This is a genomic window from Bradyrhizobium sp. CSA112 (genome assembly GCF_029051645.1).
Classification (GTDB): Bacteria; Pseudomonadota; Alphaproteobacteria; order Rhizobiales; family Xanthobacteraceae; genus Bradyrhizobium.
In genome coordinates this window covers 107,841-128,818 of the sequence record NZ_JAACFS010000009.1, presented here as the reverse complement: position 1 = coordinate 128,818, position 20,978 = coordinate 107,841, and the positions used below count along the sequence as shown (strand labels likewise).

Genomic DNA, 20,978 nt, shown 5'->3' with positions numbered 1-20,978 from the left:
TCCTTCGAGACGCATCGCTTCGCGATGCTCCTCAGGATGAGGTCTTTTTATCCCCTCATGGTGAGGAGCGCGGCGAAGCTGCGCGTCTCGAACCATGAAGGCCCGTGGCCGGTCCACTAGTCCGCCGCCTTCGTCACGATACGGATTTCCGATGTGAGCGTCCGGTGCACCGGACACTTGTCGGCGATTTCCATTAAGCGCTTGCGCTGATCGGCGTCGAGAACGCCCTCGATCGAGATCACGCGGTCGATCTGATCGAGCATGCCCTCCCGCGTTTCGCATTCCTCGCAATCCTTTGCGTAAATCTTGCTGTGCTTCAGCGTCACCGTGATGCGCTCGACGGGCAGCGATTTGCGCTCGGCATACATCCGCATCGTCATGGAAGTGCAGGCACCAAGGCCGGCGAGCACGAAATCATACGGTCCGGGCCCGCTATCCTGGCCGCCGACGGCAACGGGCTCATCCGCCACCATTTCATGCGGACCGGAAGTGACGGTTTGCTGGAACTTGCTGTTACGGGTTTCGCGCACCACGACGTGGCGCGGCGCATCGTTCGCGGCACTGGCGGGCTGCGCTGCAATGGGCTCGATATAGCGTTCGGCCCAGGCGGCGATGACGCCGGCGACATAGGCCGCATCGCGCTTGCCGCTCAGCAGATGATCCGAGCCCGCCAGCGAAACAAAGCTCTTGGGGTGCTTGGCGGCGGCAAAGATCTTCGTCGCGTTGTCGATACCGACCGTGTCGTCGGTCGGTGCATGCATGATCAGCAGCGCCTTGTGCAGCTTTGCGATATGCGACATCAGGTTGTGTTCGGCGACGTCGTCGAGAAATTCGCGCTTGATGTGGAACGGCCGCCCGGCGAGTTGAACCTCCACCTTGCCATGCTTGCGGATGTCCTCGATACGATCCTTGAACAGATGCGTGACATGCACGGGATCGGAAGGGGCGGCGATAGTCACGACCGCCTTTGCCTCCGGAATCTGTCCGGCGGCGGCAAGGATCGCCGCACCGCCTAGGCTGTGCCCGATCAGGAGAGCTGGATCTCCGCGGGTTTCGCGCAAATGATCGGCAGCACGGACGAGGTCGGCCACGTTGGAAGAGAAGGTGGAGTTGGCGAATTCGCCTTCGCTGGAGCCAAGGCCGGTGAAATCGAAACGCAATACGGCAATCCCCTTGGAGGCTAGTGCGGTCGCAATGCGTTTGGCCGCCAGCACGTCCTTGCCGCAGGTGAAGCAATGCGCAAACAGCGCGTAGGCCTGCACCGGGCTGTCAGGCATATCCAGCGCGGCGGCAAGCTGGTGGCCGCCTTCGCCCGTGAATTGAAAGCGTTCGTTCGGCACGGATGTTCTCCCGGATCTGGTTCTAGTCGCCTGAATATCTCTGTTCCGCCCACGGGTCGCCGCGGTTGTGATAGCCGCGGACTTCCCAATAGCCCGGCTTGTCCCCTGCGAGAAACTCGATGCTTTGCAGCCACTTTGCGCTTTTCCAGAAATAGAGGTGCGGCACGACGAGCCGTACCGGGCCGCCATGCTCCTGCTCCAGCGGCGCACCGGACCAGCTATGGGCGAGTAGGGCATCTTCGGCGGCGAAATCTTCCAGCGCCAGGTTGGTGGTGTAGCCGTCATGCGAATGCAGCACCACGAACCGCGCTTCCTCGCGCGGTCGGCAGGCATCGAGGAGATCGCGGGTCGAGAGTCCCTCCCACTGATTGTCGTAGCGCGACCAGGTCGTGACGCAGTGGACGTCTGATATAAACTTGCTCTGCGGTTGCGAGGAAAACTGCGCGAAATCCCAGAACAGCGGAGCTTCCACCGCGCCATACACATCGAGCCGCCAGCGCTCGCGCGAGATGTTCGGCGTCAAGCCGAGATCGAGCGTCGGCCAATCCTTGGTCAGATGCTGGCCCGGCGGCAGGCGCGCTTCCTGAGGCCGTGACATCTTGCCGGTGAGGAATTTTCCCTCGCGCGCCCAGCGCTCTTTGCTGCGCGTCAGCTTGCTCTCCGGCGGCGGCTCGTGGTCATTGGTCATGTCGATCGCGACCTTGTTGCCGGCAGTATAGCGACACAGACATGAACCGCCAGCGGCGAAAATTTCACCTCATCCTGAGGAGCCGCGGAGCGGCGTCTCGAAGGATGAAGGTCCGGCTGTGGCCTCATGGTTCGAGACGGCGCGGAGCCTGTCATCGGGCCGCGCTACGCGCGGACCCGTTGGCGCTCCTCACCATGAGGGGTTGATATCTACTTCGGCGCCTTCGGATCGATCGGCGTCGTGCCGCGCACGCCTAGAATATCCTCCAGCACTTTGGCTCCCGCGAGCAACTGAGCCTCGCCGCGCGGCGGCGCCACCACCTGCAATCCGACCGGCAGGCCAGAGGCGGTGAAGCCGCATGGCAGCGACAGCGCGGGGCAGCACACCAGCGTGATTGCGTAGACGATGCCGAGCCATTCGACGTAATTGTCGAACTTCTTGCCGGCGCATTCGGCGACGTAACGGTTCTCGACCGGGAACGGCGGCACGATGGTGGCGGGGCAGAGCAACAGATCGTATTTGTCGAAAAATTCCAGCGTGCGCGCGGTCATCGCGACGCGCTGCGCCTCGGCGCGTTCGAGATGCTCGACCGTCAGCTTGAGGCCTTCCTCGATGTTCCAGATCACTTCCGGCTTCAACAGGTCGCGCTTCGAACGCAACAGCGCCGCCTTGGAGAGCGCAAAGTCGAACGCGCGCAGCACATGGAAGCACTCATGGGCCTCGCGCAGGTCCGGATGGGCTTCCTCGACGATGGCGCCGGCTTCCGCAAAACGCTGCGCAGCCTTGCGGGTGATGGCGGCGACTTCGGAATCGACTGGCGTGATGCCGAGATCGGGCGAATAGGCGACGCGCTTTGGCTTGTTGCCGGAACGGGCGGCGGACAGAAACGAGGTCGGCAGCACGGGCAGCGAGAGCGGATCGGCGGGATGCTCGCCGCTCATGGCATCGAGCAATAGCGCGAGGTCCTCGACATTGCGCGCCATCGGGCCCTGGACGCCGAGATTGCGGTCGATCGCCGCCGCCAGCGTATGCGCGACGCGGCCGATGCTCGGCCGCAATCCGACGATGCCACAGAAGCTCGCAGGGTTGCGCAGCGATCCGCCCATGTCGGAGCCATGTGCGAGCCACGCGGTGCCTGTGGCGAGCGCAACCGCCGCGCCGCCGGAAGAGCCGGCTGCAGATCGCGACGTGTCCCATGGATTGCGCGTCGGGCCGAACACCTCGTTGAAGGTGTTGGCGCCGGCGCCGAATTCCGGCGTGTTCGATTTGGCATAGATCACGCCGCCATTGTTCTCGAGGTGCTCGACCAGGATATCGGACTTCGCGGGGATATTATCCTTGTAGATCGGCGAGCCTTGCGTCGTCAGCACACCGGCAACATTGGTCAGGTCCTTGATCGGGATCGGAAGGCCGGCGAGCAGCCCGCGCTCGCTGGCCGGCTTTTTCATCAGCACGGTGGCGTGCTTTCGGGCGCGATCGAAGCACAGCGTCGGGAGTGCGTTGACCTTGCCGTCGACTTCGGCGATGCGTTTTTCCAGTACGTTGAGCAGGTCGAGCGGCGTAACTTCACCCGATTTCAGCTTGCCGACAATGGCGATCGCCGTCTCTCGCACCAGCCCCTGATCAGCCACTTCGCTATCTCCGCTCGTTTTGCGTTTGTCGCAGATGGTGCTGTAGAACATTTTCCGGCAAAGTGGAATCACATGGAAGTTGTGGCCGACCGGAGATATTGCATGACGACATTGTTCTCTGCGCTGGACTGGCGCGCGATGAACCAGCAGGAGCGCGACCTCGGCCTCAACAACGGTGTTGCGGTGCCCGGCAGCGTCGAGATGATTGCGGGCTGGGAGCAGCGGTCTGCCGAGTTGCGCAAGCGCTTCCCCGGGCATCTCGACCTGGGGTACGGCCCGCGCGAGCGCAACCGGATTGATTTTTTGAAAGCGGCGGACAACGCGCCGACGCTGCTGTTCATCCACGGCGGCTACTGGCAGGCGCGGGCGAAGGAGGTTTTCACCGTGGTTGCCGAAGGTCCGATGGCCCACGGCATCAACGTGGCCCTGATCGGCTATACGCTGGCGCCGGAGGCGACACTGGACGAAATCGTCACTGAGATCCACGCCGGCATCGATTATCTCTCCGAGCAACTGCCGGCGCTTGGCGCCGCGGCCGGCGGCATCGTGGTATCAGGCTGGTCTGCCGGCGGGCACCTGACCTCGATGGTGCTATCGCATCCGAAGGTGAGAGCGGGCATGGCAATCTCAGGCATCTACGATCTGGAGCCGATCCGCCATTCCTATCTCAACGAGAAGCTGAAGGCCGATGAAGCGACTTCACGCCGCAACTCGCCGATGATGCAGGAAGGCGGTCCCTTAAAACCGCTGTCGCTCGTGGTCGGCAGCGCCGAGTTGCCGCTATTGCGGAAGCAGACCGCCGATTTCGCCGGCCACCGCGCCCGATATGGCTTGCCAGTAACGTATGAGGAAATTCCCGGCGCGAACCATTTCACCATCCTGTACGAGATGATGTCGCTGAAGGGAAGGATTACGACGCTGATCCGACAGTTGTTCGAGCGGACGACGGGTTAGTTAGTCGCGCCGACGTCTACTCCTCATGGTGAGGAGGCGCGACAGCGCCGTCTCCGGACGATGCTTCGCATCGCCGGGAGAACCATGAGGCCCCCACCGTATCCGCGGCCCATCCTTCGAGACGCACCGCTTCGCGATGCTCCTCAGGATGAGGTCGGTGTGCGTAGCGAGGCGCCTAACCCCACCCCGACGTGTACCCACCGTCCACCGTGAAGATCACCCCCGACGTATACCCAGACCGGTCCGACGCCAAAAACGCCATGAGATCGCCGATCTCGCGGGCGTGCGCGGGACGGCCGAGCGGCATGCCTTTCTGGAATTCCTTGTAGCGGTTCTCGTCGCCGAACTGGTTCCTGGCCCGCGTCTTCAGCAGCGTGACGTGGCGGTCGGTGCCGACGGGACCGGGGTTGATGCCGACCACGCGGATATTATCGGCGAGGCTCTTGCCGCCGAGCGCGCGGGTGAAGGCCATCAGCGCGGCGTTGCCGGCGCTGCCGCAGATGTAGTTGGCATCGAATTTTTCGCCGGCCGCGCCGATGTCGTTGACGATGACGCCGCCGCCGCGCGCCTTCATCTGGGCGTAGATCGCGCGGGTGAGGTTGATGTAGCCGAACACCTTCAGCTCCCAGGCGTGACGCCAGGTCGCCTCTTCGATCTTGTCGATCGAGCCACCCGGAATGTCTCCGGCATTGTTGACGAGGATATCGATATCGGCGGCTTCCTTGGCTAGTCTTGCAATGTCTTCCGCCTTGCGCAGGTCGACGACATGGGCGGTAGCTCCGATCTGATGCGCGGAGCGCAGCCGCTCGGTCAGCGCGTTCAACTGATCGCCGCTGCGGGCGGCCAGCATGACGTCGCAGCCTTCCACGGCAAAGGCTTCGGCCGCAGCCGCGCCAATGCCCTTGGAGGCGCCGGTGATCAGGACACGCTTGCCGCGCAGGTGCAGATCCATGGAATGCTCGCTGGGTGAGGAGAGGTGGGATGGAGCTTGGCGAAATTGTTAGGCTCGCGGTGCCGTGGCGGTCAACATTGCAGTGCAGCGTTGCGCGGGCGGCAGGTTTGGTCCATTGCAAGGCAATCAAATAACCGGCATTAGCCGCCTGACAAACAGCCAACGAACCTTTCAGGGAAACTCTCGATGAGCAACGCCAAGAAGCAGTATCGGATCGCAGTCGTTCCAGGCGACGGCATCGGCAAGGAAGTGATTCCTGAAGGGCTACGCGTGCTCGAGGCGGCGGCGAAAAAGCACGGCGTGTCGGTTCATTTCGATCATTTCGACTTCGCGTCCTGGGATTATTACGAAAAGCACGGCGAGATGATGCCGGAGGATTGGAAGGCCAAAATCGGCAAGCACGACGCGATCTATTTCGGCGCGGTCGGCTGGCCCGCGAAGATCCCGGATCACATCTCGCTGTGGGGCTCGCTGATCAAGTTCCGCCGCGAGTTCGACCAGTATGTCAATCTGCGCCCGGTGCGGCTGATGCCCGGCGTGCCGTCGCCGCTCGCGGGCCGCAAGCCCGGCGACATCGATTTCTGGGTGGTACGCGAAAATACCGAGGGTGAATATTCCTCCGTCGGCGGACGCATGTTCCCTGACACCGACCGTGAATTCGTCACCCAGCAGACGGTGATGACGCGCGTTGGTGTCGACCGTATCCTGAAGTTCGCGTTCGATCTGGCGCAGTCGCGCCCGAAGAAGCACCTCACTTCGGCGACCAAGTCCAATGGCATCTCGATCACGATGCCCTATTGGGACGAGCGCGTGGAAGCGATGGCGAAGAAATATCCAGGCGTGAAGTGGGACAAATACCACATCGACATCCTCACCGCGAACTTCGTGCTGCATCCGGACTGGTTTGACGTCGTGGTCGGCTCCAACCTGTTCGGCGACATCCTCTCCGATCTGGGCCCGGCCTGCACCGGCACCATCGGCATCGCGCCATCCGGCAACATCAATCCGGAAGGCAATTTTCCGTCGGTGTTCGAACCCGTGCACGGCTCGGCGCCCGACATCGCCGGGCAGGGCATCGCTAACCCGATCGGCATGATCTGGTCGGGCGCGATGATGCTGGAGCATCTCGGCGAGAAGGAAGCGGCGGAGTCCATCGTCGGCGCCATCGAGCGCACGCTGGGCGAGCGCACGCTACGCACGCGGGATCTCGGCGGCAACGCCGACACGGCTGCCTGCGGCAAGGCGGTCGCGGAGATGGTGGATTAGGCCAGACCCTCATGGTGAGGAGGCGCCCAAGCGCCGTCTCCGGACGATGCTTCGCATCGCCGGGAGAACCATGAGGCCCGATCTCGCCCGCGGCCATCCTTCGAGACGACCGCTTCGCGGTCTCCTCAGGATGAGGCTGGAGTGTGAGGCAAAGTTCTTCCCTTCTCCCCTTGTGGGAGAAGGTGGATCGCTGACGCGAAGCGGCAGCGAGCCGGATGAGGGGTCGGTCTCCGCGGATAGAGACCCCTCATCCGCCTACGCTTCGCTACGGCACCTTCTCCCACAAGGGGAGAAGGAAGAAGCGGCAAGGCGGTCGCGGAGATGGTGGATTAGCCGGACCCTCATGGTGAGGAGGCGCCCAAGCGCCGTCTCCGGACGATGCTTCGCATCGCCGGGAGAACCATGAGGCCCGATCTCGCCCGCGGCCATCCTTCGAGACGACCGCTTCGCGGTCTCCTCAGGATGAGGCTGGAGTGTGAGGCAAAGTTCTTCCCTTCTCCCCTTGTGGGAGAAGGTGGATCGCTGACGCGAAGCGGCAGCGAGCCGGATGAGGGGTCCGTCTCCGCGGATAGAGACCCCTCATCCGCCTACGCTTCGCTACGGCACCTTCTCCCACAAGGGGAGAAGGAAGAAGCGGCATCACCTCTTCACGACCCGCCGGCAATGCTCCCAGGCCGCGCGCATCAAATTCTCGCTCGCTTCGGGCGTGCGGAACGCCGAATGCGCCGACAGCGTCACGTTGGGCAGTTCCGTCAAGGGATGGTCGGCCGGCAGCGGTTCGATGTTGAAGACGTCGAGGCCGGCATGGCGGATCTGGCCCGATTTCAGGGCGTCGATCATGGCTTCCTCGTCGACGATGGCGCCGCGCGCGGTATTGACGAGGATGACGCCGGGCTTCATCGCCTCGATGCAGGCGCGCGAGATCATGCCGCGCGTTTCGTCGTTGAGCAGCAGATGGATCGAGACGACGTCGCTCTCGGTCAGCAGTTCGTCGAGGTCGACAAACTCGACCTTTGGATATTTCTTCGGCGACCGGTTCCAGGCGACGACGCGCATGCCCGAACCGAGCGCAATCCGCGCGACTTCCGCCGCGATGCCGCCGAAGCCGATCAGGCCGAGCGTCTTGCCGGTCAGTTGCATGCCGTCGTCGCGCAGCCAGTTGCCGGCGCGGATGCCGCGGTCCATCTTGGCGAGGCCGCGCGCGCCTTCCCACATCAGCGCGATGGCGCATTCCGCGACCGCCGTATCACCGTAACCCTTGATCAGGTGCACCGAAATCCCAAGCTCGGCGAGCTCTTCCGGGTTCATGTAGCTGCGCGCGCCGGTGCCGAGAAATACAATGTGCTTGAGCCCGGTGCATTTCTTCGCGACGTCGGTCGGCAGCGCCGTATGATCGACGATGGCGATCTCGGCGCCATCGAGTATCTGGGGATACTGATCCGAGGTGATGTCGGGGTCGCGGTGGATCCGCACCTCGGGATCGCCGGGCTTCTGCAGCCGCTCGAAGATCACGGCCAGCGATTCATTGGCGTCGACAAAAACTCCACGCACGGCTTTTCCCCTCGTTTTTGATTATCAGGATGCGACGCCGGCCAGCGCCAGCACGGTATGCATCAGCACGTTGGCACCGGCTGCGCAATCGGGTTGGGTCGCGTCTTCCAGCTCGTTGTGGCTGATGCCGTCCTTGCACGGCACGAAGACCATCGCCGCCGGCATCACGGTGTTGAGGTTGCAGGCATCGTGGCCTGCGCCGGAGGTGATGCGGCGGTGCGAGTAACCGAGCATCTTTGCGGCGTTCTCCACCGCATCCACCAGCCTGGGATCGAAATGTGTCGGCGGCTTGCGCCAGATCAGATCGAACTGCACCTCGACCTTGCGCCGCGCCGCGATCTCGGCAATCGAGCTGCGCAAATCCTTATCCAGCGCATCCATGATGGCGGCATCCGCGCTGCGGCAATCAACCGTGAAGGCGATCTCGCCGGGAATGACGTTGCGCGAGGGGTTGGCAATCACCGCCTCGCCGACGGTACCGACCGCCTTCGGGCCGTGCTTCCTGGCAATCGCTTCCATCGCCAGCACGATTTCCGACAGCGTCGCCAGCGCGTCGCGTCGCAGCGGCATCGGCGTCGAGCCGGCGTGGCTCTCGAAGCCGGTGATCTTGCCGTCGTACCACAAGACGCCCTGGCCGGAATCGACGACGCCGATGGTCTTGTTCTCTGCTTCGAGAATCGGTCCTTGTTCGATATGCAACTCGACGAAGCCCGAGAATTTCTGCGTCCCCACCGGGGTCTCGCCGCGGTAGCCGATGCTGTCGAGCGCCTGCGCCACGGTGACGCCTTCGGCATCCCTGCGGGACAAAATGTCATCGGTGGTGAAGTCGCCGACGTAAGCCGCGGACGCCATCATCGCCGGCGCAAAGCGCGAGCCTTCCTCGTTGGTCCAGTTGCAGATGCAGATCGGCGTCTCGGTTTCGATGCCGGCATCGTTCAGCGTACGTACCACCTCCAGCGCCGCCAGGGTTCCGAGCACGCCGTCATATTTGCCGCCGGTCGGCTGCGTGTCGAGGTGGGAGCCGAGGCCGATCGGCGGCTTCGACATGTCGCGGCCCTTGCGCAGGCCGAACATCGAGCCCAGCGCATCGACATGCACTTCAAGGCCTGCGGCCTCGCAACGTTCGCGGAACCAGTCGCGCACCTGCTTGTCTTCAGGTCCGAGCGTCAGCCGCCGCACGCCGCCTTTCGGCGTCGCGCCGAATTTGGCGGTTTCGTGAATCGTGTCCCACAGCCGGGCGGAGTCGATCTGCAGGTTGGATCCGATTTTGGTCATGGGGTACTTCCGAACGTGAGGTGCGAGCGCGGCGTCGTTTTCAATGCCGCGCTTGCGGCGGCGCGTCAACAATGACGCCGCCTCGCGCCAGGCTGGCGGCGAGTTCGACCACGCGCTCCACCGCGACCGTATCGGGGGAGGCGAGCCAGCTTGCCGAAAACGTCAGCGGGGCCAACTGCAGATTGGTCGACAGCAATTGCAGCCGTCCGCTCGCCATATCGTCTTCGACGATCGCGGTCGGTATCAAGGCGATGCCGAGACCCTCGATCGCCATGTGGATGACGGTTGCGAGCGAAGCGCTGGCATGCAGGCGTATCGGCGGCAGGTCGGGCCGGTTGAACAGGGAACGCACGATTTCGTAAGGCTGGGTCCGGCGCGAAAAGGTGATGATCGGGAACTTCGCCAGATCGTGCAGGGTCAGTTCCTGCTTGCCGAGGCCGAGCGAGGGACTGGCGGTAAAGCCCACGGGATAATCGCACAGCGTTCGGTTATTGACCATCGGCGCCGTCAGCGGCCCGAGCACGAAGGCGAGTTCGATTTCCTGCGCCAGCAGCCGGTTGCGCAAATTCGAGGTGATGTCGACCTCGATCTCGAGCGAGAGGTTCGGATAGGCGTGGTTGACGCTTTTGATAAGTTGCGGCAGCCAGGTGTGCACGATGGTTTCGGCGACGCCGAGCCGCAGCACGCCGCGCATCGCCGAACGGTCGCCGACGACCGCCAGCATTTCCGAGCGCAGCCCGATCAGCTTCTCGGCATAGACCATCAATTGCCGTCCGCTCGGCGTCGGCAGCACCATGCGGCGGTCGCGCTGTAACAGCCGCACGCCTACTTCGCGTTCGAGCTGCGCGATCCGTTGCGAGATCGCAGGCTGGGTGGTGTTGAGCTTCTGGGCGGCGCCGCGGAAGCTGCCCAGGGTCACCACCCACATGAAAGTCTCAATTGCCTTGAAATCAGTCATGCACTCTCTGCCCGCATCTTGATAACTTTGATTTATCGAACTTGATTAAAAAAGACGATTAGACATTATCATAGTCCTATGCGGGAGTAGATGTCGACAAGAATGGAGCTGATATCAATGATGACCAGCTTGGCGAGGAACGAACGACCCGGTCACGATACGGCGGATTTATCGCCGAGCGTCGCGGCCCGGCATGCCTGTCGGACCGGCATGGCCCATCACACGGCGGGCGTCGCCAACGGCTTCGTCCAGGGCAACCTCGCAATCCTGCCGGAAAAACTCGCGGGCGCCTTTCACCGCTTCTGCCAGGTCAATCCCAAACCGTGTCCGATCATCGGCATGTCCGACGTCGGCGATCCCCGCATTCCCGCGCTTGGCATTGACCTCGACATCCGCACCGACCTGCCGCGCTATCGCGTCTGGCGTGACGGCGAGATCGTGGAGGAGCCGACCGACATCATGGCGCACTGGCGCGACGATCTCGTCGCCTTCGTGCTCGGCTGCTCGTTCTCATTCGAGGAGGCGCTGCTGGAGGAAGGTCTGCCGATACGCCATATCGAGCGCGATGTACGCGTGCCGATGTTCCGCACCAACATTGCCTGCAGCCCTGCAGGCCCGTTTGCCGGTCCGATGGTGGTGACGATGCGGCCGTTCAAGCCGGCGGACGCGATCCGCGCGGTGCAGATCACTTCGCGTTTTCCTTCGGTGCATGGTGCGCCGGTTCATATCGGTCTTCCCGAGTTGATCGGCATCGCTGACCTCGCCAAACCCGACTACGGCGATCCAGTGCCGATCGAAGCTGATGAAATTCCGGTGTTCTGGGCCTGCGGCGTGACCCCGCAATCGGTCATCCAAGCCGCGAAGGTGCCGTTTGCGATTACGCATGCGCCCGGATTGATGCTCGTGACCGATCTCAGGAATAAAGCGCTTGCCGTGCTTTGATGCAGCGCTTGCTGATCATTGAGGCTTTACCCCAACCTTCGCCCGTTTCATCGATAGTTGCCGACCTACAGAGGATATCGCCATGAACATCACGCGCCGAAACGTCTTGCTTGGAGCCACCGCTGCTGCAGCGCTCGGACCCGTCGCAGCCCGCGCGCAAACGTCCGAAATCGTGATCGGCGTGATCTATCCATTCTCCGGCGCCAGCGCCCAGATGGGCGTCGATGCGCAGAAATCGTTCGAGACCGCGCTTGACATCATCAACAAGAACCATGATTTCGATCTGCCGCTGGCGAAAGGCGAGGGTCTGCCCGGCCTCGGCGGCGCCAAGATCCGCCTCGTCTTCGCCGATCACCAGGCCGATCCGCAGAAAGGCCGCGCCGAGACCGAACGCCTGATCACCCAGGAGAAAGTCTGCGCCGTCATCGGCACCTACCAGAGCTCGGTCGCCGTCACTGTCAGCCAGATCTGCGAGCGCTACCAGATCCCGTTCATCTCGGCGGATAATTCCTCGCCGAGTCTGCACAAACGCGGTCTCAAGTTCTATTTCCGCGCCGCGCCGCATGACGAGATGTTCTCGGCCGCCATGTTCAATTTCTTCGACGCGATGAAGAAGAAGGGCGCCAAGATCGACACCCTGTCGCTATTCCACGAGGACACCATTTTCGGTACCGACTCCGCCAACGCCCAGCTCAAGCTGGCTGCCGATCGCGGCTACAAGGTCATCTCCGATATCAAGTACCGCTCCAACTCTCCTTCGCTGTCGGCGGAAGTGCAGCAGCTCAAGACCGCGAATGCCGACGTGCTGATGCCCTCGAGCTACACCACCGACGGTATCCTGCTGGTCAAGACCATGGCCGAACTCGGCTACAAGCCGAACGCGATCGTGGCGCAGAACGCCGGCTTCTCCGAAAAGGCGCTGTATGACGCGGTCGGCGACAACCTCGAAGGCGTGATCTCGCGCGGCAGCTTCTCGCTCGATCTCGCCGCCAAGCGGCCGATGGTCGGCAAGATCAACGCCATGTTCAAGGAGAAGTCGGGCAAGGACTTCAACGACCTGACGTCGCGGCAGTTCATGGGTCTCCTGGTGATGGCGGAAGCCATCAACCGCGCCAAGTCGACCGACGGCGAAAAGATCCGCGATGCGCTGGTTGCGACCGACATTCCGGGCGAGCAGACCATCATGCCCTGGAAGCGCGTCAAGTTCGACGAGATGGGTCAGAACAACGACGCCGACCCGGTGCTGCTGCAATATATCGGCGGCAAGTTCGTCACCATCTTCCCGCCGCAGGCCGCCATCGCCGAAGCCGTCTGGCCGATGAAGTAGGCCGTCTTTCTTTGGAAAGACATCACAAACGCAGCGTCGTCCCTGCGAACGCAGGGACCCATACGCCGGGGAGCATCGGTTTCATCGTGGCCTCACGTCCTTCTTTCAAATGCGACTCCGGTGGTTATGGGTCCCTGCGTTCGCAGGGACGACGTGCGATGGGGGAATGCCGGTGACCGCCGAAACCATCATCCAAAGCCTGGCGAGCGGTCTCCTCATGGGGCTGCTCTACGGTCTCATCGCCGTCGGCCTCGCGCTGATCTTCGGGCTGATGGACGTCGTGAACTTCGCCCACGGCGAATTCCTGATGATCGCGATGTATGCGACGTTCTTCCTGTTCGTGTTCTTTGCGATCGACCCCTTGCTGGCGGCGCCGCTGGTCGCGGCGGCGCTGTTCGTGTTCGGGGCCGTGGTTTATCTACTAATCGTGCGATTTGCCGTGCGCGCGAAAGCCAATGCCGGCATGGTGCAGATCTTCTCGACCTTTGGCCTTGCCATCGTCATGCGCGGCCTGGCGCAGTACTTCTTCACGCCGGACTACCGCAGCGTCACGCATTCATGGCTCGGCGGCAAGACGGTCTCGGTGGCCGGCATCTTTCTGCCGGTGCCGCAACTGGTCGGCGCCCTGGTCGCGATCGCGGCGTTCGGCGCGCTCTACCTCTTCATCAACCGCACCGATTTCGGCCGCGCGCTGGAGGCGACCCGCGAGGACGCCGGCGCGGTGGCGCTTGTCGGCATCGACAAGAACAAGGTGTTTGCGCTGGGCTGGGGGCTCGGTGCGGCGCTGGTGGGGCTGTCAGGCGCGGTCATGGCGATATTCTTCTACATCTATCCCGACGTCGGCGCTTCCTTTGCGCTGATCGCCTATGTGACGGTGGCGCTCGGCGGCTTCGGCAGCGTGTTCGGCGCCTTCGCCGGTGGCATCATCGTCGGCCTCGTCGAGGCGACGACCGCATTGCTGCTGCCGCCTTCGCTCAAGGCGGTCGGTATCTACGCCGTCTATCTCCTTGTCGTCTTCATCCGGCCGCGCGGCCTGTTCGGATCGATGTGATGGATACGAGTTTCGCCAGAAGCCGCCGCCGCGACCTCATCGTTGCATTCTGTCTTGCCGCGATCGCAGCCGTCGTGCCGCTGTTCGTCAAGGACGTTTACGTTCAGAACATCATGGTTCTGACGCTGATGTGGGGCGCGCTGTCGCAAAGCTGGAATATCCTTTCCGGCTATTGCGGCCAGATATCGCTCGGCCACGCGATGTATTTCGGCATCGGCGCCTATACCACTGCGCTGTTGTTCACCAAGTTCGGCGTGCTGCCCTGGTTCGGCATGCTCGGCGGCGGCATCATTTCTGCCGTCCTTGCGATGGCGCTCGGATATCCCTGCTTCCGGCTGCGCGGCCACTATTTCGTCATCGCCACCATCGTCATCGCCGAGATCGTGCTGCTGCTGTTCCATAACTGGGATTGGGCAGGCGCGGCGATGGGTATCGATATCCCCGTGCGCGGCGATAGCTGGCTGAAGTTCCAGTTCACGCGCAGCAAGCTGCCGTATTTCTACTTCGCGCTGGCGCTGGCCTGCGTCGCCTGGTTCGTCACCTGGTGGCTGGAAGATTCCAAATGGGGCTATTGGTGGCGCGCGGTGAAGGACAATCCGGACGCCGCCGAAAGCCTCGGCGTCGTCGTCTTCAATTCCAAGATGGGCGCGGCGGCGGTGTCGGCGTTCCTGGTCGCGGTCGGCGGCAGCTTCTATGGGCAGTTCGTCTCCTACATCGATCCTGAAAGTGTGATGGGTTTTCAGTTCTCGCTGTTGATGGCGCTTCCGGCAGTGCTCGGGGGCATCGGCACGCTGTGGGGTCCTCTGCTGGGCGCGGTGATCCTGATCCCGCTCACGGAACTGACGCGCTCCTTCATCGGCGGCTCCGGCCGCGGCGTCGACCTGATCGTCTATGGCGGCCTGATCATCGCGATCTCGCTGGCGCGGCCGCAGGGCCTGGTCGGGCTGTTCTCGCCCAGGCGCAAGGAGGCGGCCCGATGACCACGCCTCTTCTGGAAACCCGCGGCGTCTGGCAGCGCTTCGGCGGCCTGATCGCCAACAGCGACGTCTCGATCTCGGTCGGGCGCGGCGAGATCGTCGGCCTGATCGGGCCGAACGGCGCCGGCAAGTCGACGCTGTTCAACCTGATCGCGGGCGTGCTGCCGCCGACCCAAGGCTCGATCATCTTTGACGGCGAGGACGTCACCGCGTTGCCGGCGGCGGAACGCTGCCACCGCGGCATCGGCCGTACCTTCCAGGTCGTGAAGAGTTTCGAGACCATGACCGTGATCGACAACGTCATCGTCGGTGCGCTGGTCCGCTCCACCGTGATGCGCGACGCCCGCCGCAAGGCGCATGAGGTGCTGGCGTTTTGCGGTCTCGGCCCGCGCGCCAATGTGCTCGCCAGCGATCTGGTGCCGTCCGAAAAGCGCCGCCTCGAGGTGGCGCGGGCGCTCGCAACAGAGCCAAAATTGCTGCTGCTGGATGAGGTGCTCACCGGGCTCACGCCGGTCGAAGCCAAGACCGGCGTCGAGCTGGTGCGCAAGGTGCGCGACACCGGCGTCACCGTGCTGATGGTCGAGCATGTCATGGAAATCGTGATGCCGCTGGTCGACCGCGCCATCGTGCTCGACCTCGGCAAGGTGCTGGTCGAGGGCAAGCCTGCCGACGTAGTCCGCGATCCGAAAGTCATTACCGCCTATCTGGGAGACCGTCATGCTGTCGGTGCATGAAGTCACCACCGCCTATCAGGGCCTGGTCGCGATCTCGGCAGTCTCGATCGAAGTGGCAAAAGGCGAAATCGTCTGCGTGGCCGGCGCCAACGGCGCCGGCAAGTCGACGCTGCTGAAATCGATCGCCGGCGCGGAGCGTCCGCGCTCCGGCACCGTGTCGTTCGACGGAATGCGGATCGACGGCATGGCGCAGCACGTCATCACCTCGCGCGGGATCGCCTATGTGCCGGAAAACCGAAGGCTGTTTCCGCGCCTGTCGGTGCGCGACAACTTAAGGCTCGGCAGCTATCTCTATCGCGGCGAGGCCAACCGCGAAGAGCCGCTCGATCTCGTGTTCAAGCTGTTTCCGCGCCTGCAGGAACGGCTGGAGCAGCGCGCCGAAACGCTAAGCGGCGGCGAACAGCAGATGCTGGCGATCGGCCGCGCGCTGATGACGCGCCCGCGCCTGTTGATGCTGGACGAGCCGTCGCAAGGCATCATGCCGAAGCTCGTCGATGAAATCTTCCAGGCGGTGAAGCGCATTCGCGATGCCGGCATGACCGTGCTGATCGTCGAGCAGCGCATGTCCGAATGCCTCGAAATCGCCGACCGCGCCTACATCCTGCAGACCGGCCGCGTCCTGATGCAGGGCAGTGCGGCGGACATTCGGGTCAATCCGGATGTCAGGAAGGCATATCTGGGGCTGTAGCCGCTGCCGTGAAGGCGAGCTCTCTCCACGTCATTGCGAGCGAAGCGAAGCAATCCAGAAATCGCACCGCGGAGACGGTCTGGGGTATCGTTGACCATGCTCCGCGAAATGGCGTTGGAACACCGAAGCAATCAGTCTTTCCGTGGCCCCTGAATTGCTTCGCTTCGCTCGCAATGACGTGGAGAGAGCTTGGCATATAATCGCTAATGTGTGCTCCCCATGCTCCGGCGGGGCCCGAACATGTCAGTCAAATCCTTCACTTGGTCCGGCGACAGAAACCCCGGATGTCGCCTCGCTCATCCGGGCTACGGCTGCTGAGGCTCTAATTGCGGTAGAGCGGAGACAGTAAGCTCTCTCCGCGTCATTGCGAGCGAAGCGAAGCAATCCAGAAATTTCACCGCGGAGACGGTCTGGGGGCACGTCGACCATGCTCCGCGAAATGACGAACTCAAATGAGATCGCCGTAAAGATCCTTCCAACTGGGGTTATGACCCTCAATCAGCGCCAGCTTCTTGGCGCGGCTGCCTGCCTTGATTTGTTTTTCGCGAGTGATGGCCTCGATCATGCTGCCGTGAAGCTCGTACCAAACCAGAATCTTGCACGCGTGCTTCTTTGAAAACCCCGCAACCAAGCCTTCGCGATGTTCAAAAGCCCGTTTCGGCAGGTTGCTTGTCACGCCGGTATAGAGTGTCCCGTTGCGGCGGCTCGCCATGATGTAGACGCAGGGCTGTTTCATCCGATCTCTCCGCCGTCATTGTGGGGGCGCTAGCGCTGAAGCAATCAGTCTTCCCGTGGCCCCTGGATTGCTTCGCTTCGCTCGCAATGACGTGGAGAGAGTTTGGCATAATCGCTATGTATGCTCGTCATGCTCCGGCAGCGTTAGCCCAAACACCTTCGTCAAATCCTTCACCTGCGCCGGCGACAGATACCGCGGATTCAGTCCGCGCAGCAGCAAATACAATTTCGCCGTCTCCTCCAGCTCCTCCATCGCGAACACCGCAGCCTCCAGCGTGTCGCCCGATACCACCGGCCCATGATTGGCGAGCAGCACGGATGAGTATTTCCCGGCCAGCCCCTTGATGGCGTCGGCGACCGCGGGATCGCCGGGGCGGTAGTAGGGCAAGAGCGCGGTGTGGCCGCATTTCATCAGATAATAAGGCGTCATCGGCGGCAGCGCGGCGCGGGGGTCGATCTCCGGCAGCATCGACAATGCCACCGAGTGAGTCGAATGCAGATGCACCACGGCGCGCGCGGCGCTACGGGTCTGGTAGAGCGCGGTGTGCAGCGGGACTTCCTTGGTCGGTGCATCGCCGGACGTCAGCCGTCCGTCGGGGCCAAGCCGGGACATCCGCGCCGGATCGAGCGAGCCCAGCGAGGCATTGGTCGGCGTCACCAGCCAGCCGCCATCGTCGAGTTTCACGCTGATATTGCCCGAGGAGCCCGGCGTCAGCCCGCGCTCGAACAGCGAGCGGCCGAGGCGGCAGATTTCCTCACGGATCCTGGTTTCGCTCATGTCAGTATTCCGGCGGCATCCCTTTTTTGTCTTGTCCCACGCTTTGGCAGCGCGGCCAAGCCGTGATACCCAGAGGCAAAGCCGCCGGCCAGATCGCGGCTAAAATGAAACCATTTGAGGGACCGCCGCATGCCAGAATCCGCCAAACCGCGTGTTGCCGTCATCGGGCTGGGCTCGATGGGGTTCGGCATGGCGACCTCGCTGCGCCGCGCCGGCCTCGAAGTCACCGGCTGCGACGTCTCGGCGGATACCGTGGCGCGGTTTGTGGCTGACGGTGGCAAGGGCGCCGGGACGCCGGCGGAAGCCGCGAAATCCGCCGACATCGTCGTCAGCGTGGTCGTCAACGCAGCCCAAACCGAGACCATTTTGTTCGGCCCCAATGGCGTCGCCGAAACCTTGGGGAAGGGCGCGGTGTTTATCTCCTCTGCCACCATGGACCCCGACGTCGCGCGCCGGCTCGCCAAGCAGTTGGAGGGAACCGGGCGGCACTACCTCGACGCGCCGATTTCAGGCGGCGCACAGCGCGCGGCGCAGGGCGAACTCACGATCCTGGCATCCGGCAGTCCGGCGGCCTTTGCCAAAGCGCGCCCGGCGCTCGATGCCATGGCCGCAAAGCTTTACGAACTCGGCGACGCCGCCGGCCAGGGCGCCGCCTTCAAGATGATCAACCAGTTGCTCGCGGGCGTGCACATCGCCGCCGCGTCGGAGGCGATCGCGTTTGCCGCCAAGCAGGGTCTCGACATCCGAAAGGTCTACGAGGTGATCACGGCCTCTGCCGGCAATTCCTGGATGTTTGAAAACCGCGTGCCGCATGTGCTCGACGGCGACTATGCGCCGCGCAGCGCGGTCGAGATTTTCGTCAAAGACCTCGGCATTATCCAGGACATGGCGCGCTCTCAGAAATTCCCGGTGCCGGTTGCGGCTGCTGCGCTGCAGATGTTTCTGATGACGGCCGCATCAGGCATGGGCCGCGACGACGACGCCTCGGTGGCGCGGATGTATGCCCGCGTCACCGGCACGCATCTGCCGGGCGAGCCGAAATAGAGCCAGGATCAAGAAGAGGACCGCCGATGCCGCGCTTTGCCGCCAATCTCTCCATGATGTTCACCGAAGTCCCGTTCCTCGACCGCTTCGCGGCGGCGGCGAAAGCGGGCTTTGCCGCGGTTGAATTTTTGTTTCCCTACGATCATCCCGCGGAGGCCGTCGGCGAAAGGTTGAAGAAGAACGGCCTGACGCAGGCGCTGTTCAATCTCCCGCCGGGCAATTGGGACGCAGGTGAAAAAGGCTTTGCCGCGCTGCCGGAGCGTTTTGACGATCTGAAGCGCAGCCTTGAGACGGCGCTTCCTTACGCACAGGCGACCGGCGTCAAGCGGCTGCATCTGATGGCCGGCATCGCCAACCGGAGCGAACCGAAAGCCGTCGAGCAGTTTTATAAATCGGTGACGTGGGCGGCCGAATTCTATGCGCCTCACGGTCTCGACGTCGTGATCGAGCCGATCAACGCGCGCAACGTGCCAGGCTACTTCCTCAACGATTTTAACTTCGCGCGCGACCTGATTACCGAATTGAAGATCCCGAACCTGAAGCTGCAGTTCGACATCTACCACTGCCAGATCATCCACGGCGACGTCACCATGCGGCTGCGCGAGATGATGCCGATCACAGGCCATGTCCAGATCGCCAGCATCCCCTCGCGCAACGAGCCTGACGGTGAGGAGCTGAACTATCCGTTCCTGTTCACCGAGCTCGACCGGCTTGGCTATGGCGGCTTCGTCGGCTGCGAATATAACCCGCGCGGCAAGACCACCGAGGGGCTTGCCTGGTTCAAACCCTATGCCGGAGTGAAACCGTGAAATTGTCTTTGGGCTGCATCGCCGACGACTACACCGGCGCCTCCGATCTCGCCAACACGCTGACCCGCTGCGGCCTGCGCACGGTGCAGACCATCGGCGTGCCATCGGACGATCTGGCACTGCCCGAGGTCGATGCGGTCGTGGTGTCGCTCAAGAGCCGCTCGATCGAGGCTGGCCTCGCCGTGACGCGTTCGCGTGCTGCGGAGAAATGGCTGCGCGGCCGCGGCGCAGGTCACGTGCTGTTCAAGATCTGCTCGACCTTCGATTCCACGGATGCCGGAAATATCGGCCCGGTGATGGATGCGCTGCGCGCCGACTCGGGCGAGACCATCGTGCTGGTGACCCCGGCCTTTCCGGAAACCGGCCGCACCGTCTACCAGGGCAATTTGTTCGTGGGCAGCGTGCCGCTGAACGAGAGCCCGCTGAAGGATCACCCGCTCAACCCGATGCACGATTCCAACCTGGTGCGGGTGCTGGCGCGCCAGAGCCAGACCAAGGTCGGGCTGGTGGATCTCGCCACGCTTTCGCGCGGCGCGGATGCGGTTCGCGAACGTCTTGCCGATCTCTCGGCAAAGAACATCGGCGCTGCGATCATCGATGCCGTGTTCGACCGCGATCTCGAAACCATCGGCACCGTCGCGCTGGATCATCGCCTGTCGGTCGGCGCGTCCGGGATCGGCCTCGGTCTCGCCCGGGCGCTGGTGGCCTCCGGAAAGGTCAAACCGGCTTCCGCAGGTGCGGCGTCCGGGGCGCCGGTCGGCGGGCCGGCGGCGTGCCTGGCGGGGAGCTGTTCGCAGGCGACGCTGGCGCAGATCGCCAATGCCGAAAAGACCATGGCCGTCCTGCACCTCGATCCCGAACAGATCATCGCGGGCCCTACCGAGGCACGTCGCGCGCTGGCCTGGGCGAGCGACCGAATCAGCGACGGCCCGATTCTGATCGCCAGCAGCTCGACGCCGGATCAGGTCGCAGCTCTGCAATCTAGGCATGGCCGCGATGCAGCCGGGCATGCCATCGAGCAGGCGATGGCCGATATTGCGGAAGGCTTGGTGCGCTCAGGCGTGCGGCGATTGGTGGTCGCAGGCGGTGAAACTTCAGGCGCCGTCGTCGATCGCCTGCACATTCCCGGATTCCTGGTAGGCGCAGAAATCGCTGCAGGAGTGCCGGTTTTGAGCGCGGTTGGCGCCGACAGCGGCGAGATGTTGCTTGCCCTGAAATCGGGCAATTTCGGCGGGCCCGAGTTTTTTTCCGATGCGCTGAAGCTGATGCGCTGATCGC

Annotated in this window: 20 protein-coding genes; 11 read left to right on the top strand and 9 right to left on the bottom strand. The window is 63.2% G+C overall.

Annotation, left to right across the window (positions count from 1 at the left end):
- Nucleotides 1-116: 116 nt before the first annotated feature.
- The 3 genes from GWE18_RS18370 to GWE18_RS18360 form a co-directional block, all read right to left on the bottom strand.
- The gene (locus GWE18_RS18370; RefSeq protein ID WP_275187112.1) at nucleotides 117-1,340 is read right to left on the bottom strand and encodes a bifunctional alpha/beta hydrolase/OsmC family protein; all 1,224 of its coding nucleotides are present in this window, start codon (nucleotides 1,338-1,340) and stop codon (nucleotides 117-119) included.
- A gap of 22 nt (nucleotides 1,341-1,362) precedes the next feature.
- Complete coding sequence (locus tag GWE18_RS18365; RefSeq protein WP_275187111.1) at nucleotides 1,363-2,028, bottom strand: sulfite oxidase-like oxidoreductase; 666 nt, start codon at nucleotides 2,026-2,028, stop codon at nucleotides 1,363-1,365.
- A gap of 209 nt (nucleotides 2,029-2,237) precedes the next feature.
- A complete protein-coding gene (locus tag GWE18_RS18360; protein ID WP_275187110.1) occupies nucleotides 2,238-3,659 on the bottom strand; it encodes an amidase family protein in 1,422 nt (473 codons plus the stop codon).
- A 102-nt stretch (nucleotides 3,660-3,761) separates the two neighbouring features.
- Between GWE18_RS18360 and GWE18_RS18355 the strand changes: the two genes are divergently transcribed.
- Nucleotides 3,762-4,613 (top strand): alpha/beta hydrolase, encoded by an 852-nt coding sequence (locus GWE18_RS18355; protein ID WP_275187109.1) that lies wholly within the window; start codon nucleotides 3,762-3,764, stop codon nucleotides 4,611-4,613.
- A gap of 175 nt (nucleotides 4,614-4,788) precedes the next feature.
- On the opposite strand, the gene GWE18_RS18350 is transcribed toward GWE18_RS18355, so the two are convergent.
- On the bottom strand, nucleotides 4,789-5,565 hold the full coding sequence (locus tag GWE18_RS18350; protein WP_275187108.1) for an SDR family oxidoreductase: 777 nt from the start codon (nucleotides 5,563-5,565) through the stop codon (nucleotides 4,789-4,791).
- A gap of 186 nt (nucleotides 5,566-5,751) precedes the next feature.
- Between GWE18_RS18350 and GWE18_RS18345 the strand changes: the two genes are divergently transcribed.
- The gene (locus tag GWE18_RS18345) at nucleotides 5,752-6,831 is read left to right on the top strand and encodes a tartrate dehydrogenase (RefSeq protein ID WP_275187107.1); all 1,080 of its coding nucleotides are present in this window, start codon (nucleotides 5,752-5,754) and stop codon (nucleotides 6,829-6,831) included.
- 639 nt (nucleotides 6,832-7,470) lie between these two features.
- On the opposite strand, the gene GWE18_RS18340 is transcribed toward GWE18_RS18345, so the two are convergent.
- Genes GWE18_RS18340 through GWE18_RS18330 form a run of 3 tightly spaced genes read right to left on the bottom strand, consistent with a single transcriptional unit; the run spans nucleotide 7,471 to nucleotide 10,615 of the window.
- Complete coding sequence (locus tag GWE18_RS18340) at nucleotides 7,471-8,382, bottom strand: NAD(P)-dependent oxidoreductase (protein WP_275187106.1); 912 nt, start codon at nucleotides 8,380-8,382, stop codon at nucleotides 7,471-7,473.
- Nucleotides 8,383-8,406: 24 nt separating this feature from the next.
- Nucleotides 8,407-9,657 carry a Zn-dependent hydrolase gene (locus GWE18_RS18335; protein ID WP_275187105.1) on the bottom strand — a complete coding sequence of 417 codons (1,251 nt, stop codon included), beginning with the start codon at nucleotides 9,655-9,657 and terminating at the stop codon, nucleotides 8,407-8,409.
- Between the two features lie 40 nt (nucleotides 9,658-9,697).
- The gene (locus tag GWE18_RS18330; protein WP_057854058.1) at nucleotides 9,698-10,615 is read right to left on the bottom strand and encodes a LysR family transcriptional regulator; all 918 of its coding nucleotides are present in this window, start codon (nucleotides 10,613-10,615) and stop codon (nucleotides 9,698-9,700) included.
- Between the two features lie 120 nt (nucleotides 10,616-10,735).
- Here GWE18_RS18330 and GWE18_RS18325 point away from each other — a divergent pair, with 120 nt between their 5' ends.
- From GWE18_RS18325 to GWE18_RS18300, 6 genes are all read left to right on the top strand, one after another.
- The gene (locus GWE18_RS18325) at nucleotides 10,736-11,557 is read left to right on the top strand and encodes a putative hydro-lyase (protein WP_275187185.1); all 822 of its coding nucleotides are present in this window, start codon (nucleotides 10,736-10,738) and stop codon (nucleotides 11,555-11,557) included.
- 82 nt (nucleotides 11,558-11,639) lie between these two features.
- A complete protein-coding gene (locus GWE18_RS18320; RefSeq protein WP_275187104.1) occupies nucleotides 11,640-12,884 on the top strand; it encodes an ABC transporter substrate-binding protein in 1,245 nt (414 codons plus the stop codon).
- Between the two features lie 172 nt (nucleotides 12,885-13,056).
- Nucleotides 13,057-13,935 carry a branched-chain amino acid ABC transporter permease gene (locus GWE18_RS18315; RefSeq protein WP_057854060.1) on the top strand — a complete coding sequence of 293 codons (879 nt, stop codon included), beginning with the start codon at nucleotides 13,057-13,059 and terminating at the stop codon, nucleotides 13,933-13,935.
- Nucleotides 13,935-14,915: a branched-chain amino acid ABC transporter permease gene (locus GWE18_RS18310; protein WP_275187103.1), complete on the top strand. Its 981-nt coding sequence runs from the start codon at nucleotides 13,935-13,937 to the stop codon at nucleotides 14,913-14,915. Before GWE18_RS18315 ends, GWE18_RS18310 begins: the two co-directional genes overlap by 1 nt.
- A complete protein-coding gene (locus tag GWE18_RS18305; RefSeq protein ID WP_275187102.1) occupies nucleotides 14,912-15,646 on the top strand; it encodes an ABC transporter ATP-binding protein in 735 nt (244 codons plus the stop codon). The genes GWE18_RS18310 and GWE18_RS18305 overlap by 4 nt, the downstream gene beginning before the upstream one ends.
- Nucleotides 15,630-16,334 carry an ABC transporter ATP-binding protein gene (locus tag GWE18_RS18300; RefSeq protein ID WP_275187101.1) on the top strand — a complete coding sequence of 235 codons (705 nt, stop codon included), beginning with the start codon at nucleotides 15,630-15,632 and terminating at the stop codon, nucleotides 16,332-16,334. Before GWE18_RS18305 ends, GWE18_RS18300 begins: the two co-directional genes overlap by 17 nt.
- Before the next feature lie 448 nt (nucleotides 16,335-16,782).
- On the opposite strand, the gene GWE18_RS18295 is transcribed toward GWE18_RS18300, so the two are convergent.
- Together GWE18_RS18295 and GWE18_RS18290 are read right to left on the bottom strand one after the other, a co-directional pair.
- Nucleotides 16,783-17,070 carry a GIY-YIG nuclease family protein gene (locus GWE18_RS18295; RefSeq protein ID WP_275187100.1) on the bottom strand — a complete coding sequence of 96 codons (288 nt, stop codon included), beginning with the start codon at nucleotides 17,068-17,070 and terminating at the stop codon, nucleotides 16,783-16,785.
- Nucleotides 17,071-17,184: 114 nt separating this feature from the next.
- A complete protein-coding gene (locus tag GWE18_RS18290; protein ID WP_275187099.1) occupies nucleotides 17,185-17,847 on the bottom strand; it encodes an aldolase in 663 nt (220 codons plus the stop codon).
- Nucleotides 17,848-17,976: 129 nt separating this feature from the next.
- Here GWE18_RS18290 and ltnD point away from each other — a divergent pair, with 129 nt between their 5' ends.
- From ltnD to otnK, 3 genes are read left to right on the top strand one after another with little or no spacing between them, the layout of a single operon-like run.
- Nucleotides 17,977-18,891 carry an L-threonate dehydrogenase gene (ltnD, locus tag GWE18_RS18285; RefSeq protein ID WP_275187098.1) on the top strand — a complete coding sequence of 305 codons (915 nt, stop codon included), beginning with the start codon at nucleotides 17,977-17,979 and terminating at the stop codon, nucleotides 18,889-18,891.
- 26 nt (nucleotides 18,892-18,917) lie between these two features.
- The gene (otnI, locus tag GWE18_RS18280; RefSeq protein WP_275187096.1) at nucleotides 18,918-19,700 is read left to right on the top strand and encodes a 2-oxo-tetronate isomerase; all 783 of its coding nucleotides are present in this window, start codon (nucleotides 18,918-18,920) and stop codon (nucleotides 19,698-19,700) included.
- Nucleotides 19,697-20,974: a 3-oxo-tetronate kinase gene (gene otnK / locus GWE18_RS18275; protein ID WP_275187095.1), complete on the top strand. Its 1,278-nt coding sequence runs from the start codon at nucleotides 19,697-19,699 to the stop codon at nucleotides 20,972-20,974. Before otnI ends, otnK begins: the two co-directional genes overlap by 4 nt.
- Nucleotides 20,975-20,978: the final 4 nt, after the last annotated feature.